The following is an 18,543-nucleotide window of genomic DNA, read 5'->3' as shown; positions in this document are numbered from 1 at the left end:
AATTAGTAATCAATTTTTGCATTAAATTTTCTTCTAAAGAGTAAAGAACTGATAATCATTACAAGTCCAACCCCTAAATACAACAATGGTCCTGGGCCGCCAGTATTAGGTAATATTGCTGAATTGCTCTTATTCGCTACCTTTATAACTACTTTAGTATCATTAGTCACTTGAACAGTTATAGGATCGGTTTTCAGCTGATAACCTGATGGTGCTTTTGTTTCAACCAAAGTATAACTTCCAAGCTGCAATGAACTAAATAAAGCCTTTCCATCTGTTCCTGTAGTTACTGTATTAATTACTTTACCTGTAGAATCTCTGAGTTCAAAACTAGCTCCAGCAAGTAATTTGCTTTCATCACCACTCTGGTGTTTAACGACTTCAATAGAACCAAGTATTTTCTTATTGATGACCTTGAAGACATTCGTACCTGTGTATAACACGCCGTCCACTTTGATATCGCCGTTACTTGCAATGACAACTGTATAGGTCTTTGGATCTTTGCTGTAATTGGACGGAGCAACAGTTTCGGTTAATGTATACGTTCCTTTCTTCAGGTTGTCGAATTTAACCAAGCCGTTTGAACTGGAAGTCTGAGTCATCACCTTGCCGGTAGCGTCTTTCAGTTCGAAAGTAGCACCACCTAGCGGCGTATTGCTATCACTCAGTTTATTGAAGCTGAAACTATAGACCGGACTCGTCGCTCTCGCTTCAGGAACCGGATATTCTCTTAATTCAGTAGCATTTGAACTTGGCTTTAACGTAGTGGTTCCATTCATCGGATACCACTGGTTTTCAACAAAGTTGTCATCTGTAACCCGTAACTTAACTTTATAGTTAATATTGACCCATTCGCCTTTACCTAATGTTAAACCGTTAAGCTTAATTGTTCTTGTAACAGAATCATAGGTAACTGTAACACCTGTTAATAGTGCAGAATCAGATGCTGTTAATGTGTAATCTGATGCATCAAACACATTGTTCGAACCTAGATTTAAATCATACATTGTACCAATCGGATCAGTAATTACACCATTTGAGATGCTATTTGAAACATTTTGAGAAATAGTATTAAGTACATTCGAAATATTACTGGATGAACCGGTAGTTTGATAAGCATAATCCTTTTTTGAAGCAATACTGTTTAATACATTGTAAAAGTCTTGTTTTGTTGCAGTAGTCCCATTACTATAAGTTTGATCATTCACATCAATACCTATAGAGAAGATATTTATATTAGGATTATTCGTCTTGTTCAATAAGGCTTGAGAAATGGTTGGCTGACCATGATTAGATACAGAGAAATTATTAACACTATATGGTGTTACTTGAAATGAAGTACCATTTCCTTTTATCGTTTCATTGAATTTAGTCATAGTTACTGCACTTGCACCATCGGTTCCTTGATAGCTTAACGTTGGCGCTCCATCAGTTAAAACAATCATTGCTTTTTTAACAGCTTTTGAACTGTTTAATAAACTAATCCCACTATTCAAGCCTGCTTGAGTAAATGTACCTCCACCCTGTCCACTTGGAACATAACTCGGATATAATTTTGACTTAATTACATTAGGGTCTCCAGAGAATCCCGCATTGAGTGTTGGCCTAATAGCAGAAGCATAGTTCACAACATCAATTCTAACTCGAGGATTTGTCGTACTATTGCTTCTAGTAACGTCATCTATGAATGTATTAATACTGCTTATCATATTCTGCCATCTAGAGACTCCATTAATAGATTCACTCATACTAGCTGAGTTATCTACTACAAGTACGATATCTAACGGATCGTCAGTTACACTGGCTCGTCCTTGGGTTTTTAAATCAATTGCATACTCATTGGTCACTGTAGTGGGTTTAGCCGCTTTCCATTGAAATGATTCGTTATATTCTACCGGTTGAGGAACTCTATTACGGTATAACCCACGTTCATCCCAGTTCATATCAGATATTAAGCCCTTATATGTCGGACTCGGCTCAATAATTGTTACGCCGGTTCCTGGTGTCCCTGTACTTGCAGCAGCAAGGACAGTTGTAGTTGCTGTTTTCATGCCAACAGTAGAAACCGCTTCACCCGTAATCATCGTTCCTGCGCTTAAAGGACGATAAAGTTCAACAAAGTAAAGACCGTCAGGAGATGCTTTGGTGCTGCCAAGCACTGTCCCCATTGAATTTTTAATAGTAACCATTGCCCCAGGTTCTGCAGTCCCGGTTACGTAAGTCTGATTGCTATAAACACTATTTATAGTCATAGTCACAGAACTAGAAACAGTCACATTTGTTGGATCACTCACCCGTTTGTTTGTTTCAGTTGAAGTGATACTTAAAACTGTTCCTGCCGTTTGTTTAGGGATTGTCACTGAGTAATTACCCGAACTATCAGCTGTCGCCGTTCCTAGTTGGGTTGTACCTTTCATTACATTGATTACAGCCCCAGGCGCTGCAGTTCCTGTTACTGATGAATCTACTATAGATACAGGTTTTACAACAGGAGCTGCAGATTTCGCTTTCAATGTAAAAGTACCTGTAAGATTCAGCGGCAAGGAATTAGATGCAGATATGCTCGGGATAGTCAGTGTATATGACTCTTTATTAGTTGTAGTAATAGGTGTGGAAAATTTCAGGATAGTGTCATATAGTCTTGCTGTAAAATTCTCACTTGTACCATTGCTATAAGTAATATTTCCATTAGTTAAGGAGTTCGAGTAGCTATATGCCATTGTTGTTGGAAGTGAGATATTGATGCCATTGAGATTTTTAAGAGTAACATTGTAGATAGTTCCATAATTATTAGAAAATGTGAAAGTCCAATCGATTTTACTCTGATCAGCTGACATGACACCGTCCAATGTCGCTTTGTAGCTACCACTTGTATAAGTATTACTTGTGTACGTATAATCACTAGCTGTATAAGAAGTTGCCGCCGCTAATGATGCAGCTGTTGTTGGCGCTGCTAAACTGAAACTTCTTAAACTGAATTTACTTGGAGCAGGTGGTGTATAAACAATAGAATCTTCTACTGGTGCTTTTACTACTGGCTCACTTGTAGATTCACTTTCTTCTGATATCTCAACAGCTGTTTCAATCGTTGGTTCTTCTGTGCTCTCTCCAGCTGCATCAGGTTTGTCTTCAGTAGTTGATTGTTCTGTACTTTCTTCAGCAACAGCTTCTTCCGTTGTCGGTTCTTCTGTTGTCAGTTCTTCTGTTGTCAGTTCTTCTGTTGTGACATCCGCTTCTTTTGTCACTTCAATATCAAACGTATCAATATCTGTTTGATATCCTTCTAGTTTCTGCACAGACACCTCATAATCAATTTTCTGCCCTTGTTCATCATTCAGAGGCAGTTGATCGGCAGCGTATGTTTCAGCATCTTTATCAACCGTAACTGAATCGATCGTTTCCTTCGTACCTTGATTCACGACATCAATCGTAAGTTCTTTACCCGATTCATTCTTAATTTCTCCACTGATCTCAGTCGTCAAATACTGCTGCTCAATATTCATCTCTTCGATAGTCGTTTTATAATTACCCAGCGCTTCTGTCGTCACTTCATACTGGATAGGTTCGTCTTCATCATTTAATGTTTTTATATCTTTAAATATATAATTTGTCGTTTCAGACGTTAAAGTCTGCTTGCTTACCACTTCTTTTGTGTCTGCATTCACTAATGAGAGAATCGTTTCGGGAGGTATCACTTTATCAGGTACTTCTTTGTATACCAGCTCGCCGGTCAAGTCGGTCTTCTGGTAATAGGTGTCTTGCGCAGTAACTTTGACGTTGTTGAATGTTGTTGCAAGTTCAACCGTATCGTTCGTTTTATCATCAGTCATCGTTGACTCGAATTCAAAACTCACTGCTTGATCAATTTCTTGTAAAGTGATCACATATTCACTTACCATCTGATCCGGCTGCGTTATAACAAGTTTCCTATCGTCTGCCTTCAAGCTTTCGTTGATCTTGTTTAAATCAATGACATGATGGCCTTTCAGCGTCATCTGAATCATTTGATTGTCAAGCTTAGCGTTCTGCTTATTAATATCGACATGCCATTTTACATCATTACCATTAATACCAGTTTCCTCTACTGATATAACATCGCTATTATCTGATCGTTGTGTCGTTGTATCAGCAAACAAATCAGGGCTGTAAAATGATGTCATTACCATATTGAACAAAAGTAACAGCAAAATGTAAATTGTTATTTTTTTAATAAAAATACTTCCCTCAGAAGTCTTTCCTACTGGATATTAACACTTGTCAAATAAGTATGGCAATACTTATTTAAAAATAAATTTTATTAGAGATTAAAATATATGACTTAATATTTAGAAATTTAAAGTTTTTTAACATATAAATATTATATTACAATAATTTTTATTTTTGAAAATTATAAGTAAATACGAATTTGATAACTATTTAAGCGTTTACATTTGACATATTACAAAAGTATTCAATTGTTAACAAATGAAATATCATCGGAACACGAAATATATGTTAACTTTTTATTTAAATTGTTAACTTTTCTGTACTGGATTAAATGATTAAAGCGTTTATAATTAACACTTTGACTAAAATTTCTTTATAATATGACTAAAGGGAGTGGTTAATATGAAGGCAATGGCAATCGAAAGATACGGTAAAAAAGTCCCGTTGAAGGAAATGGAATTACCTGTTCCAAAACTTGGCGCAGATGAAGTGCTGGTCGAAATTTATGCGGCGAGCATCAATCCTGTTGACTACAAATTGCGAGACGGTGCTCTAAGAGTGCTGCGCAGCTATAAGATGCCGCTTATTCTCGGTGGTGATTTCGCCGGGGTCGTAAAACAAGTCGGTATAAATGTCACAAAATTTAACGTCGGTGATGCTGTATATGGTCGCGTTGAAAATGACAATTACGGAACATTTGCAGAATATGCAGTGATCGGTGAAGATAATGCGGCCCTTAAACCAGACAGCTTATCATTTGTCGAAGCTGCTGCGATTCCGCTCGCTGGTCTGACTGCTTATCAGGCATTGACTGAAAAGATGCATGTCCAGCCCGGAGATCATGTGCTCATTCATGCAGGGGCAGGTGGTGTCGGCAGTTATGCTGTACAGCTCGGCAAGGCACTCGGCGTTCATGTGACGACTACTGTCAGCAGTAAAGGCGAAGCACTCGCAAAAGAGCTCGGTGCAGATGAACTGATCAACTATAAGGAAGTCGATTTCAGTGAACCAGCCGGCCGTTTTGACAGCGTATTTGATACCGTCGGCGGCGATACAACTAAGCAGTCGTTCAAAGCTGTGAAAGACGGCGGTCATGTGGTGTCAATAGCCGCTGTTCCGAATGCACGGTTCGCTGTCGAGAATAACCTCGGCTATTTGCGCCAGGGACTGTTTAAAGTAGTCGCTGCAAAATACGAAAAAGCCGCTAAAGAACACAAGGCTCATTACAGCTATATGTTCATGCATCCAAGCGGTGAACAGCTGGAGTATTTCAACGAATTGATCGCAGAAGACAGACTCCGCCCCATTATCGACCGCGTCTTCTCCTTCAGTGAATCACAGAAAGCTTTAGACTACGTAGAGAACGGCAGTACTAAAGGTAAAGTCGTTATTCAGATGAAAGAGTAATGTGAATGGAATTTCAGCTTTCAGCATCTATATTAAGAAATCTCTCATGACCTGGTCATGAGAGATTTCTTAATATTTCACTCTGTTTTTAGGATCTTCTCCGTATTTATTAGCTCCGCGTGTGCCATCAAGCGCAAACATAATGATGAAGACAATAAACATAACAAGCAGAACGGCTAATACAAGTAACGCCGTTGTGATTACCACTCCAGGGTTAGCTGCTTCCTTTAAAATGCTAAAAATAATCGCTCCTACGCCTACCAGTGATATAACCATCGGTACAAGATTCACCCAGCCGTTAATGTTGATATCCTGAAGACGTCTTGCACCGACCGTAAAGTTAGGAACAAGCAGAATCAGTCCTGTGAGCCCTTGGACAACTTGAGAGACAGAACTCGGATCTTCTGTATTCCGTCCCATACTAGAATCGATAAAGCCGGCAAGCAGAGTAAGAACAATGGACAATGCCATATGTATCAGCACAGGAACCCAGTATTCTTTACGCCTCGCTCTTCCCTTCATCACAAATGCTTTGCGCCAGAAATTCAAGTAAGCATCTTTAAACGACAGTTCTCTTTCCAATATTACCACCCCTTATATATTATTCTATTTAATGGTAACATAAGACCTGTTTTGTTAATCTTAAAGTTTCCTTAAAAATTACATACTGTCATTTTTATCAATCATCCACCACTTCGGATAAGTTTTATGATCAGAGAAAACAAGCTGCGAAATCAGCAGCATAAGAAGGCGTGTACGCAGACGACGGTATTGAACAAATGAAAGAAGTGAAATGACAAAGAAACCCCGACAATTAAAATTGTCGGGGTAATCATTATTTCTGTTCTTCTAATTTCAATGGAATTTTGATTTCTTTTTTGACTGCTTTATCATCTTTTAAATCTTTCACAGTTTTGACCGCTTTTTTGCCCATTTCATCTGGCTGCTGAGCAATAGTTGCATCCAGTTTACCATTTTTAATAGATTTCATTGCATCATCATTACCATCGAACCCTACTACTAAAATATCTTTGTTGCCGATCGCTTCGATAGCACCTAATGCCATTTCATCATTATGTGCAAAGATGGCTTTAATATCTGGGTTTGACTGCAGAATATTTTGAGCGACGTTTAATCCTTCTGCACGATTGAATTTAGCGGTCTGCTTCGCTACAATATTTAATTCTTTGTCCGCTACTTCATGGAATCCTTTACCTCTTTCGCGTGTTGCACTAGCTCCTGGGACACCTTCAAGTTCTGCCACTTCTGCGTCTTTACCTACTTTTTCGACGATATAATCGCCGGCCATTTTACCACCTTCTACGTTATCAGAAGCGATAAATGCTGCGACATCGCCGCTATCAACTGAACGGTCTAATGTCACTACTGGAATGTTCTCAGTATTAGCATTCTCAACTGCTGAAGAAATAGCTGCTGAATCTGTTGGATTGATGATTAAATAATCTACATTTTGTTGAATTAAATCATCGATATCGTTTGATTGTTTTGCTGAATCATCTTGAGCATCCACTACTTTTACTTTGTAATTATTTGCTTTTGCTTCTTCTTCAATGGCATCTTTAATAGCAACGAAAAATGGGTTGTTTAATGTAGACAAGCTGACACCAATCGTAATATCCTTGTTTTTCTTATCCTTGCCTGCACTGCCTTTTTCTTCCGGTGATTCTAAGCTGCATGCTGATAATACAAAAATAAACACGAGTAAAGATACTAACATCTTCTTCATTTGTAACACTCCTTATATGTTTTTTATTACTGCTTATTTTTTGCGGTCGATCAATACCGCAATCAAAATGACAATCCCTTTAATGACCTGCTGATAGAATGATGACACGCCCAGCAGGTTAAGACCATTGTTCAGGACACCAATAATCAGCACACCGATCAACGTACCGAATATTCTTCCTTTACCGCCTGTCAGCGATGTTCCACCCAGCACAACTGCTGCAATAGCATCCAGTTCGTAAGATGTTCCTGCTGTCGGCTGTGCTGAATTAAGTCGTGACGTTAAAATGGCCCCTGCGAGTGAAGCCATTAATCCTGATATGGCATAGATCATAATCTTAACTTTGTTCACTTTAATGCCGGAGATGAATGCTGCTTTTTCGTTACCACCGATGGCATACGTATGCTTACCGAAAACTGTTTTATGAAGTACAAAGTAAAGAATCAGGAAAATAACAAACATCGTTATCGCCGGCACCGGTATGCCGAAGAAGTAACCTTTTCCGAACATCTGGAATAAAATGTTATCTCCTAGGTTAGTAATCGGGTTGCCTTCAGTGACGACTAATGTCAGTCCTCTGAAAATAGTCATAGTCGCAAGTGTCGCGATAAATGGAGCCATGTTGCCAAACGTCACTAATACGCCGTTAAAGGCTCCGAGAATAATACCTATCAATGCACCGAGTAATAATGCGATGATCGGGTCGATACCATTGGTCATCATCAGTGCTGTCAGTGCGCTGGATAATGCGAGAATAGAACCGACACTCAGGTCAATCCCACCAGTCAGAATAACGAATGTCATACCGAATGCAATCAATCCATTGATTGAAACTTGTCTTAACAGATTAAAAATATTACTTGGTGCAATGAAATTATTGTTCAGCACTGTAATCACAACGACTAATAGTACTAACCCGAGCAGCGGCCCTAATTTTTCTATAATACTACTCTGCTTTAATGATTTATCCATTTAATTGCCCTCCTGTAGCTAGCGTCATGATATTTTCCTGGGAAATATCCGCTTTATCGAGTTCACCTGTCATTCGTCCTTCCTGTAATACATATACTCTGTCGCTGAGTCCGATGATTTCAGGCATTTCAGAAGATACCATGATGATAGATATTCCTCGCTCAGTCAATTCGTTCATCAATGTATAGATTTCACGTTTCGCACCGACGTCGATACCTCGTGTAGGCTCATCAAGAATCAGTACTTTCGGACCATTACCCACCCATTTAGCGAGTACGACTTTTTGCTGGTTCCCACCCGATAATGATGACACCATTAATTCTTTGTCTGATTTGATCGTTAAGCGGTCTGACATTCGACTGACAAATTCATCAAGCGGCGCATTCATGATGACCCCTTGTTTTGAAAAACTCGATAAATTAGCGAGTGACATATTATCTTTAATAGAGGCACCGAGTACTAATCCTTCATCTTTACGGTCTTCAGTAATAAAGCCGAATCCATTTTTAATAGCGTCCTGAGGGTTGTTAATCGTAATTTCTTTGCCATTCAGCACAACGCGTTTACTTCCTTTATCAAGACCGAACAAACTGCGCATGATCTCAGTACGTCCTGCACCCATTAACCCACTGAATCCAAGGATTTCACCTTTTCGGAGTGAGAAATTAATTCCATCCATACCAAATGATTGATTGCTTAAATCCGTCACTTCAAGAATGGTTTCACCTGGTACAGTCGTTCTATCAGGAAATTGCTGCTCAAGACTGCGCCCCACCATTGCATGGACGATGTCATTATAATTGGTCTGTTCTGTTGGGCTGGACATGACTGATACACCGTCACGCATCACTGTCACTTCATCAGCAATTTTGAATATTTCATCCATCCGATGACTGATATAGACGAATGATACACCTTCTGATTTCAATTGATTGATCATATCAAACAATCGATCAATTTCTTTGTCAGTGAGTGCTGCTGTCGGTTCATCCATAATGATCACTTTGGCATCGGTCATCAACGCTTTCGAAATTTCTATCATCTGCTGTTCACCAATAGAACAATCTCCTGCGCGTTTATTAAGCGGAAGTTTGAAATCAAGACGGTCAAAAATTTTATTTGCTTCAGCTGTCATTTGGCGTTCATTCACCTTACCGAACACATTGCGGATTTCTTTGCCGACAAACAAGTTTTCAAGTACAGTCATTTCCGGCCAGACATTCAGTTCCTGATGGATGAACTGGATACCAGCCGCTTCAGAGAATTTTGGAGATTGGTAATCCACTTCTTGTCCATTGACTCGGATAATCCCTTTGTCTCTTCGGTGAATACCGGCAAGAATATTCATTAATGTCGATTTACCTGCCCCGTTCTCACCCATTAATGCATGGACTGTTTGATCATTCAACGTGAAATCAACACCTTGAAGAACGTTATTCCTGCCAAACGATTTGTAAATCTGATGCATTTCTATCATCTTGTCACCCCCTTAAAAATTAACGCTGCTTCTTAAGATGATATTAGCGTACGGCGTTGCTTCCCCTGTTCGAATAATAGCTTTTGCTGTCTGTGATTCATGTTTGAATGTATCATGGTCAACATATATGGTCTCTGTTCCTTCAAACAGCTGTTTCACTTGCTGATGAACTCCATCATTAGCTTCGTTAATTTCCGCGGCTAGTGTTATTTGTTCAATTACCATGTGAGATCGCACTTCTGTCAGAACATCGATGAAACTTGGCAGTCCGTGTTTAACAGCCAGATCAATTTTCTTGACCCCATCAGGGACAGGCAGGCCGCAGTCGGCAATCACAATAGTATCTGTATGTCCCAGGTCACTTAGTACTTTGGAAATGTCACTGTTTAATATTCCTGTTTTATACATTAGTTCATCTCCTCTCTTTTTGGCATGCCACCTTGAGCACCAAGTCCAGTCACTGAAATACCAGCTGCCTTATTACCGAATGCAATGGCATCAGCCAGCGACTGGTCTTCGCTGAGGGCAACTGCTAATGCACCATTGAAGGTATCCCCTGCTCCTGTAGTATCTACGACCGTTGTTTTGAGTGCCGGAACGTTGATGAGTTCATCATCAAAGTAAGTCGCACCTTGTTCACCAAGAGTCACAATCATCTGCTGTGGATATTGACTGATGACTGCTTCATATTGTCGGCCGAACAGTTCATTCACTTCTGTTTCATTCGGTGTAAAGTGCGTGACTTTGTCAAGCAGCTCATGATTCATTTCTATATAGGGTGCTGGATTATATATAATCGTTAAATCTCTTTGAGCGGCAGCATCAATGACAAACTCGATGACTTCAACCGGAATTTCATTTTGGAGCACGATCAAGCTATCATCACCTGCCTGCTCGATAACGGGTCTGACTTGATCAATCGTGATTTCGAAGTTCGCGCTCGGAACGACAATAATCGAATTATCGCCCTCTGCCAAAGTGATGGATGCAGTACCACTAGCCACACCTGTAATCGTTTCCACATTGTCGATGTTGACATCATTGGCCTGCAAATTTTCTAAAATCATCTGGCCGAACTGATCATCGCCGACACAGCCGACCATATAGACACGACCACCGAGGCGCGCTGCACTCACTGCTTGATTTGCCCCTTTGCCACCTGTCGTCATAAAAAATTTGCTGCCAAGAAGCGTTTCTCCTTTTTTAGGACTTCTCGCTGCTTCAGTCACTAAATCGACTGACATACTTCCGATGACATAAATATCTCTCATCTGTTAACACTCCTTGTACTATTTCTTTTGATTAATTCAACAGGAATCTCTATATGCTGCTGAATAGGTTCACCTTTGATCAATTGAATCAGCTGCTCACAGGCGATTTTGCCCAGCAAGTAAGCAGGTTGTCTAATAGTCGTCAGACTCGGATAATAATGCCGGCTCATCTGAATATCATCATAGCCGACTACTTGAACTGTATCTGGAATACGGATGCCATTATTCTGCAGCAGGCCCATCACTTGAATAGCCATCAAATCGTTATAGCAGATAATACCGTCAAATCGTTCGTTTTGTATTTTGTACAGTAATTCGTCATTAATCTCTTCCGGCTGCACTTCGATACTTTGATAATCAATATTACTTGCCTTCAAGACTTCTATCGCTCCGTTTAATCGTTTGCTGAAGGAATTATAGACAGGGTTGCCGCTGATAATGAGAATACGACGACATCCACCATCAATCAGGCACTTGGCTTGTGCAATCCCGCCCTCTGTATGCGCCGCTTCAATAGAATAAGACGTTTCGTCGGTCCGGTCTAATGTCACGTGAATCATACCAGATTGTTTGACATAGTCAGGAAAATCATCCATCAGTAAGATTGAAGAAATAAATCCCACACAATTGTTCACTTTGAATGTATCAATATACTTGAGCTCTTTGTCTTTACGTTGATCACTGTTGCCAATAATAATATGAAAGCCGTTCTCAAGCGCTGTATCTTCCACACCACGTGCCACTAAAGTGAAGAATGGATTACTGATGTCAGGTAATAACAATCCAAGAATTTTGGATTGTCTGTTATAAAGAGCTCTTGCCGTTTCATTAGGTTTATAGTTTAAAGCGCTGATAGCTGCATTGATTTTTTTCAATGTATCTTCATGCACATAGCCAGAACTGTTGATCGCCCTCGATACAGTAGCTACAGACACACCGGAGTATTTTGCTACATCTTTGATTGTCGGCATAAAGAACCTCCATGTGTAATCGTTTACACACATACTAACATGGATAGAAAACGCTTGCAATAAATTTTAAAAAATAAACTGTACATTTGCACTGCACAGTTTGATCATCTCATATTTTTTCGGCCTTTGTCCTTCTTAGCCAGTCAGAATGTTATTTACTCTCTTCAGCAATAATGATTATCTAAAAACTTGATAAACTTCTCAACAGCATACATAAAAGTTAGAAACACTATAATAATAAAAAAGATATCAACTATAAATGAATCTAACATGGAATCAATCACCATCACTACAACGGATAATAATAAGTGAATCGGTAAATACAAAAAGCATTTATGATTATGCCGCCATGGATCATATCTATTTTTGAATACCTTAATAGTCATCATATTCAACACGACAAGCATGGAAAGTGATTCATCCACTGGTTTCATAAATATTGAAAGTCCTATGAGTAACAGTAAATTAGAAAACAATGAAAAATAGAAATAACCCATCTTTACCTCAAACTTCCTTTTTTGAAATTATATCATATTCTCATAAACATAGATGGATTCCACATGAAAACGTTACATTTTATTTTTGCTTTCTAAAACTGATATGATAGTCTTATCAAACATAGGGGTGATGAAATGTCTGAAACAGTGAACAACAAAGACTTTGATAATGCATTTGAAGATGTCTTCAAAACTGAAACGAAGAAAATCAACGATCAGTTAGCGCAGCAGATTATGATTGCATTAGTAGGTGACGTCAACAGCGGAAAATCATCCACCATCAACCAGTTAATGCAGGAAGAACTTGTATCAGTCGGTGCCAAACCTGGTGAGACGGTGGCGCTGAAGGAAATTCCTTATATGGATAATATTCTGTTCGTCGATACGCCTGGACTTGATGATGTTAATGCGGTGAACTCACAAGTGACGCTTGATTATTACAAGAAAGCTGATGTCATTTTATTTTTCTTAAATGCAGCAGGTACGGTGCTGTCGGATAATGAACTGAAGAACTTAAAGGACATCAGCAAAACCAATAAAGACATCATCATCGTGCTGAACAAAATCGATGCGTCAGATGACGTCCCTGAACAAGTGAAGTATATAGAAGACAAAACAGAGAACAAGTTTCTCATTGCACCGATTTCTTCACGTACGGGTGAGAATATGACGATGCTGCAGAAGCATTTACTTGAAGTGCTGCAGAAAAAATCAAAAGATTTATTGATGGGAAAGCATATGAAGGATAAAAGCAGCATCGCGACTAAATGGATATTAGGTGCAGGCGTGTCCGCAACAGCTGTCGGTGCACTGCCGGTTCCAGGCTCTGACTTTATCCCCCTTACGTCTATTCAAATCGGTATGATGCTGAAGCTTGCCAATCTCTATGACAAACCGCTGTCAAAGGAAAATGCACGTGAACTCATCATCGCAACAATTGTCGGTAATGCGGGAAAAACTGCATTCAGACAACTGGTGAAATTAGTGCCAGCCGCCGGTTCAGCAATCGGCGCAAGTATTGCTGGAGCAACGACCGTGTCTCTCGGCTACGCGATGAAATATATGTATGAACACAATATCGACATCAACGAACAGCAGTTAAAAGCTGTTTATGACCGCTTCTTAAATGAAAAGAAGAATACTCCGCAGTAAAAACCAGACTGAGTTTCATACTCAGTCTGGTTTTTTGTGGATGACAAAAATTTTTATTGTATTAATATGCTTACTTACTTATAATAAATTAATATTCAGAAAATATAGAAAAAAGCCCATGTGGATTCGGAGGAATTACTAATGAAAAACAAAAGTCGTTTATTTTTAGCATCATTAATCGCAGTGTCAGGTTTTACGGCTGCATGCTCCAATGGAAATGAAGAATCAGATGATAAGCAGTCGGCCGTTAAAGCGGATAAGCAGGTGCTGAACTTAGCTTCACTGTCTGATATTCCGACAATGGATACTTCTCTTGCGACTGATATGGTGGCATTCAATGTCTTTAATCAAGTGATGGAAGGTCTCTATACGCTTGATGACAAAGACAAAGCGGTGCCTGGAGTTGCTGAAGGCGATCCAGAGAAATCAGCTGATGGTAAGACATGGACGATCAAACTTCGTGATGACGCTAAATGGTCTAACGGAGACCCTGTCACAGCACAGGATTTTGTCTACTCATGGCAGCGTACATTAGCTCCAGATACAGGTTCTGAATATGCATATATTATGTATGATGTGAAAAATGCTGAAGCTGTCAACTTAGGTAAAAAGAAACCAGAAGAACTCGGCATTAAAGCTGTAGATGACCATACACTGGAAATTCAGTTGAATTCAAATGTTCCTTACTTCGAGGAACTGCTTGCTTTCGGTACATTCAATCCACAGAACAAGAAATTCGTTGAAGAACAAGGTGATAAATACGGAACAACTGCAGAATCTACATTGTATAACGGTCCGTTCGTTATCTCAGAATGGAACATCGAGAAGAACTACAAACTCGAACCGAACAAAGAATACTGGGACAAAGATAACGTCAAACTTGATGAAGTCAACTATCAAGTCATCAAAGATCAGCAGACGTCAGCCAATCTCTATGACACTAAAAAATTAGACGTCGTGCAGCTGACTGCTGAACAAGTAGACAAATATAAGGACAGCAAAGAATTCGACACGCAGCTCGAAGCGCGTACGTACTTCATCCGTTTCAATCAAGACAAAGTTCCAGAATTCAAAAACAAAAATTTACGTCTTGCACTGGCAAAAGCAGTAGATAAAGAAAAGTACGTCAACAATCTGCTTAACAACGGCTCTGCACCGACAGACGTATTGACACCGACTGAATTCGTTCTTGGCCCTGACGGCAAAGATTACGTCGATGGTGTTAAATCGCCGCTCAACTATGACAAAGCAGAAGCTCAGAAATATTTCGAAAAGGCGAAACAAGAACTAGGTAAAGACAACTTTGAATTCGAATTTCTGACATATGACCAAGATACAGCGAAAAAAGAATCTGAGTATGTCAAAGAACAAATCGAAAGCAACTTGCCGGGCGTCAAGTTAAAAATTAAACAGCAGCCATTCAAGCAGAAGTTAGCCCTTGAGTACAAGCAGGATTATGAAATGTCGTTTGGTCGCTGGGGTGCAGATTATCCAGATCCAATGACTTATGTCGATTTGTTCTTATCAGACAGCCCGAACAATGAGATGGGATGGAAAAATGATGAGTTCGACCAAAAAGTCAAAGATTCGAAAGGAAAACTGCTTGCTGATCCAGACAAGCGCTGGACAACGTTACAAGAAGCAGAATCCATTTTACTTGAAGATGCTGCGATCTCTCCAATGTATCAAAGCGGAATGGCACGTCTCGTCAATCCAAAAGTCAAAGGAATGGTGCTCCACAAATTTGCTGGAGATACATCATTAAAAGAAGCGTATATTGAAGAATAAAAAGGATGCTCTCAAATGAGGGCACCCTTTTTTATTACGTGATATGGAGATGAGTGACATAGATTAAATCAGTAACTATGTTTCAACACTTGCCATCCTGAATAACCATACAGAGATTCTGCACCGGCGAGTTCTACTTTGCCGTATTTATCATCGTTGACGTTGTAGAGTTTATGGCTGTATGTTCTCACACCATATACTCTGAAATTGGCATCGACAAGAGGTGATCCTGAAGCACCTGACCTGAATCTGTCTTTCATCATCAGCTCTGTCTGATTAGAGGAGTGTCCTAGAAACACCGCCTGATTCCAGTAACGGGTCGTGTAATCATCTGTTCCGTGGTAAGGATAGCCGACTGAATAGAGCGGTGTGCCTTTCTTGAGTCGCATGATCTGTGCGTCCGTTGCAAGTGTCAACGGCTTCACATATGACGTCAGACGTTTTTTCGTATGCAGCACTGCGAGGTCTGCAGATGGAATTTTAACGATATCTTTCACTGCAAAGCGATAAGGAATCTTCTTACCGTCACGGTTCATCATAAAAGTGATGTATTTCGCTTGAGCAGCTCGTCCGTTTTGATCATCGATGACATGAGCATTGGTCAGTACTGTATAATCATCAATGACAAAACCTGTCCCCATAGCTTCAATCCCTTTGCCGGCCCAGCCATTGGTGTTAGCAATATAACCGACTGCTTTGTAGCGTGACGCATTGCTGTTACCTTGTGTTCTTATGATCGTCTTACTATTGCTGTAAGACTTAGCGAGCTGATACCCTGTTTTTAAGTTGTTGGGTTTTAAACCATCATAATAATAATTCGTCTCTACCGCTTGTGCCTGACCAGCAATCGTCAGTGTCAGCAGCGTTGTTAAAACAGTCAGTTTGCGTCTCATCGTTCGCTCCCCCTTATATTTTAATACTATTTAAATATATCATGGAGTGAATCCGTGGGATAGAGCAGATAGTGATCATTTTTATAGATTATTTTTAGTTTGAAGGCCAAGAAATTATGAATTCCGATCAAACATGGCCCTCTAATCCCGTTTGAGGGCCAAGAAATCACAAAAATCGCGAATTTCACTCAAACATGGCCCTCTAATCCTGTTTGAAGGCCAAGAAGTCATAAAAATCACGAATTTCACTCAAACTTGGCCCTCTAATCCAATTAGAAGGCCAAGAAATCATAAAAATCACGAATTTCACTCAAACATGGCCCTCTAATCCCGTTTGAGGGCCAAGAAATCACAAAAATCACGAATTTCACTCAAACATGGCCCTCTAATCCCGTTTGAGGGCCAAGAAATCACAAAAATCGCGAATTTCACTCAAACATGGCCCTCTAATCCAATTAGAAGGCCATAATAAGAACTGTTACTATCCTATTATCTTTATAATGTTTCTCCGTTTGTTGCGATGACTTGTTTGTACCAGTCGAATGAGTCTTTTTTCAGACGTTCTCCTGTTCCGTTGCCATCATCGTCTTTGTCGACATAGATAAAGCCATATCGTTTGCTCATTTCGCTCGTTGACATAGAGACTAGATCAATCGGCCCCCATGCCAGATAGCCCATTAAATCAACACCGTCTTTGACTGCTTCTTTCATCTGCTCTATATGAGCTTTCAAGTAGTCGATGCGGTATGAATCATGAATTTTGCCATCTTCTACTTTATCATACGCGCCGAGGCCGTTCTCTACGATGAACAATGGTTTCTGATATCGGTCCCACATGTCATTCAGCAAAGTTCTTAAGCCGATCGGGTCAATCTGCCAGCCCCAGTCCGATGCTTCTAAATAGGGATTTTTCAGACTGTTCATCAAGTTCCCTTCTGTCACATCGCCTTCTGGTGAATCCGATGACAACAGTGTCATATAATAACTGAATGAAATATAATCTACCGGATATTGTTTGAGTGTCTCTAGATCCCCATCAGCCATGTTGATTTCCATATTATTATCAGCTAAGTAGCGCTTGAAGAAATTCGGATATTCGCCTCGCGCATGAACATCTGTATAGAGCAGATTCATCTGATTATCCATCTGAGCTTTACGAACATCTTTCGGATCACATGTATTTGGATAAAACAGCATTCTTGCAAGCATACAGCCCATCTGTGCCTCAGGATCGATCTCTTTCAGTTTCTTAGTTGCCAGACTAGATGCGACTAATTGATGGTGCAACGCTTGATAAGCCGCCTGCTCTGGATTTTCTTCAAGATCGCTCAACACACCACCACCAGTAAATGGTGAGATGTTGATGATATTAATTTCATTGAACGTCATCCAGTATTTAACCTGACCTTTGTAACGGTTGAATACTGTTTCAGCATATCTTACAAAATGATCGATTGTGTCACGACCTACCCAGCCGTTATATTTTTCAATTAAGCCGTATGGTGTTTCGTAATGGCTGAGCGTTACAACCGGCTCAATATGATATTTCTTCAGTTCTTTGAATACATCGTCATAGTGTTTCAAGCCCGCTTCATTCGGTTCAGCGTCATAACCATTCGGAAATATACGTGACCAGTGGATGGATAACCGGAATGCTTTGAAGCCCATTTCGGCAAACAGTTTGATGTCTTCTTTGTACGTATGATAGAAGTCGATGCCTTCTCGTTTCGGAAATCGTCCTGAATGCTCGCCGGCAAGGACTTTCTTGATAACGTCGCTCGTAACTTCCATATGGTTATCTTTCGTCCGCTGTTCTTTCGGAATATATTCTACAAAGTCAGCGGCAGACAACCCTTTACCGTCTTCGTCGAATGCGCCTTCGATTTGGTTTGCTGCAGTAGCGCCGCCCCATAGAAAATCATCTTGAAATCCTGTAATAGTTTTCATCATCATTCCTCCTATTGATTAATCCAGCCGCTCATCAAATGACTGCCCGACTTTCTTGCCGAATGATAGACCTTTACCCATGACTACTGTTTCTTCACCGTTCATCTCGACGATGACCACATTGTTATTCAAGATCTTCTGAATGATCATTTCTCACCCCACCTATTTCAATATATTGAGATAAGTGTAAATCAAATATGGGGAAAAAGAAATAG

At 39.9% G+C, this 18,543-nt stretch carries 13 protein-coding genes and 1 pseudogene; 3 read left to right on the top strand and 11 right to left on the bottom strand.

Features of this window, described 5'->3' with window-relative positions:
• Window positions 1–2 precede the first annotated feature (2 nt).
• On the bottom strand, window positions 3–4,160 hold the full coding sequence (locus AC3IPL_RS02145) for a SpaA isopeptide-forming pilin-related protein (RefSeq protein WP_489241410.1): 4,158 nt from the start codon (window positions 4,158–4,160) through the stop codon (window positions 3–5).
• Window positions 4,161–4,608: 448 nt separating this feature from the next.
• On the opposite strand from AC3IPL_RS02145, the gene AC3IPL_RS02140 reads away from it, so the two are divergent.
• Complete coding sequence (locus tag AC3IPL_RS02140; RefSeq protein ID WP_489241409.1) at window positions 4,609–5,613, top strand: NADP-dependent oxidoreductase; 1,005 nt, start codon at window positions 4,609–4,611, stop codon at window positions 5,611–5,613.
• A 69-nt stretch (window positions 5,614–5,682) separates the two neighbouring features.
• On the opposite strand, the gene AC3IPL_RS02135 is transcribed toward AC3IPL_RS02140, so the two are convergent.
• The 7 genes from AC3IPL_RS02135 to AC3IPL_RS02105 all read right to left on the bottom strand — a co-directional run bounded on the left by AC3IPL_RS02135 (window position 5,683) and on the right by AC3IPL_RS02105 (window position 12,051).
• Window positions 5,683–6,195, bottom strand: a complete 513-nt coding sequence (locus tag AC3IPL_RS02135; protein ID WP_489241408.1) for a DUF805 domain-containing protein — start codon at window positions 6,193–6,195, stop codon at window positions 5,683–5,685.
• Window positions 6,196–6,448: 253 nt separating this feature from the next.
• A complete protein-coding gene (locus tag AC3IPL_RS02130; protein WP_489241407.1) occupies window positions 6,449–7,360 on the bottom strand; it encodes a D-ribose ABC transporter substrate-binding protein in 912 nt (303 codons plus the stop codon).
• Between the two features lie 33 nt (window positions 7,361–7,393).
• Entirely contained in the window at window positions 7,394–8,332 is a 939-nt protein-coding gene (locus AC3IPL_RS02125) for an ABC transporter permease (RefSeq protein ID WP_489241406.1), read from the bottom strand.
• Window positions 8,325–9,809: a sugar ABC transporter ATP-binding protein gene (locus AC3IPL_RS02120; RefSeq protein ID WP_489241405.1), complete on the bottom strand. Its 1,485-nt coding sequence runs from the start codon at window positions 9,807–9,809 to the stop codon at window positions 8,325–8,327. The genes AC3IPL_RS02125 and AC3IPL_RS02120 overlap by 8 nt, the downstream gene beginning before the upstream one ends.
• Window positions 9,810–9,821: 12 nt before the next feature.
• Window positions 9,822–10,217, bottom strand: coding sequence for a D-ribose pyranase (gene rbsD / locus AC3IPL_RS02115; RefSeq protein ID WP_489241404.1), 396 nt, complete (start codon window positions 10,215–10,217; stop codon window positions 9,822–9,824).
• Entirely contained in the window at window positions 10,217–11,080 is an 864-nt protein-coding gene (rbsK, locus tag AC3IPL_RS02110) for a ribokinase (RefSeq protein ID WP_489241403.1), read from the bottom strand. The genes rbsD and rbsK overlap by 1 nt, the downstream gene beginning before the upstream one ends.
• Entirely contained in the window at window positions 11,077–12,051 is a 975-nt protein-coding gene (locus AC3IPL_RS02105) for a LacI family DNA-binding transcriptional regulator (protein WP_489241402.1), read from the bottom strand. Before AC3IPL_RS02105 ends, rbsK begins: the two co-directional genes overlap by 4 nt.
• A gap of 632 nt (window positions 12,052–12,683) precedes the next feature.
• Between AC3IPL_RS02105 and AC3IPL_RS02100 the strand changes: the two genes are divergently transcribed.
• Window positions 12,684–13,700: a YcjF family protein gene (locus tag AC3IPL_RS02100; protein ID WP_489241401.1), complete on the top strand. Its 1,017-nt coding sequence runs from the start codon at window positions 12,684–12,686 to the stop codon at window positions 13,698–13,700.
• A gap of 141 nt (window positions 13,701–13,841) precedes the next feature.
• Window positions 13,842–15,488 (top strand): peptide ABC transporter substrate-binding protein, encoded by a 1,647-nt coding sequence (locus AC3IPL_RS02095; protein ID WP_489241400.1) that lies wholly within the window; start codon window positions 13,842–13,844, stop codon window positions 15,486–15,488.
• A 68-nt stretch (window positions 15,489–15,556) separates the two neighbouring features.
• Here the strand turns inward: AC3IPL_RS02095 and AC3IPL_RS02090 are convergent, their stop codons facing one another.
• The 3 genes and pseudogenes from AC3IPL_RS02090 to AC3IPL_RS02080 form a co-directional block, all read right to left on the bottom strand.
• Window positions 15,557–16,381, bottom strand: coding sequence for a S1 family peptidase (locus tag AC3IPL_RS02090; protein WP_489241399.1), 825 nt, complete (start codon window positions 16,379–16,381; stop codon window positions 15,557–15,559).
• A gap of 495 nt (window positions 16,382–16,876) precedes the next feature.
• Window positions 16,877–18,331 (bottom strand): glycoside hydrolase family 1 protein, encoded by a 1,455-nt coding sequence (locus AC3IPL_RS02085; protein ID WP_489241398.1) that lies wholly within the window; start codon window positions 18,329–18,331, stop codon window positions 16,877–16,879.
• Window positions 18,332–18,361: 30 nt separating this feature from the next.
• Window positions 18,362–18,478: pseudogene (locus AC3IPL_RS02080) on the bottom strand (CAT RNA binding domain-containing protein); the annotation flags it as partial.
• Window positions 18,479–18,543 lie beyond the last annotated feature (65 nt).

It is taken from the genome of Macrococcus sp. GL_134, assembly GCF_057834705.1.
This window is presented reverse-complemented; position numbering and strand designations above follow the sequence as displayed.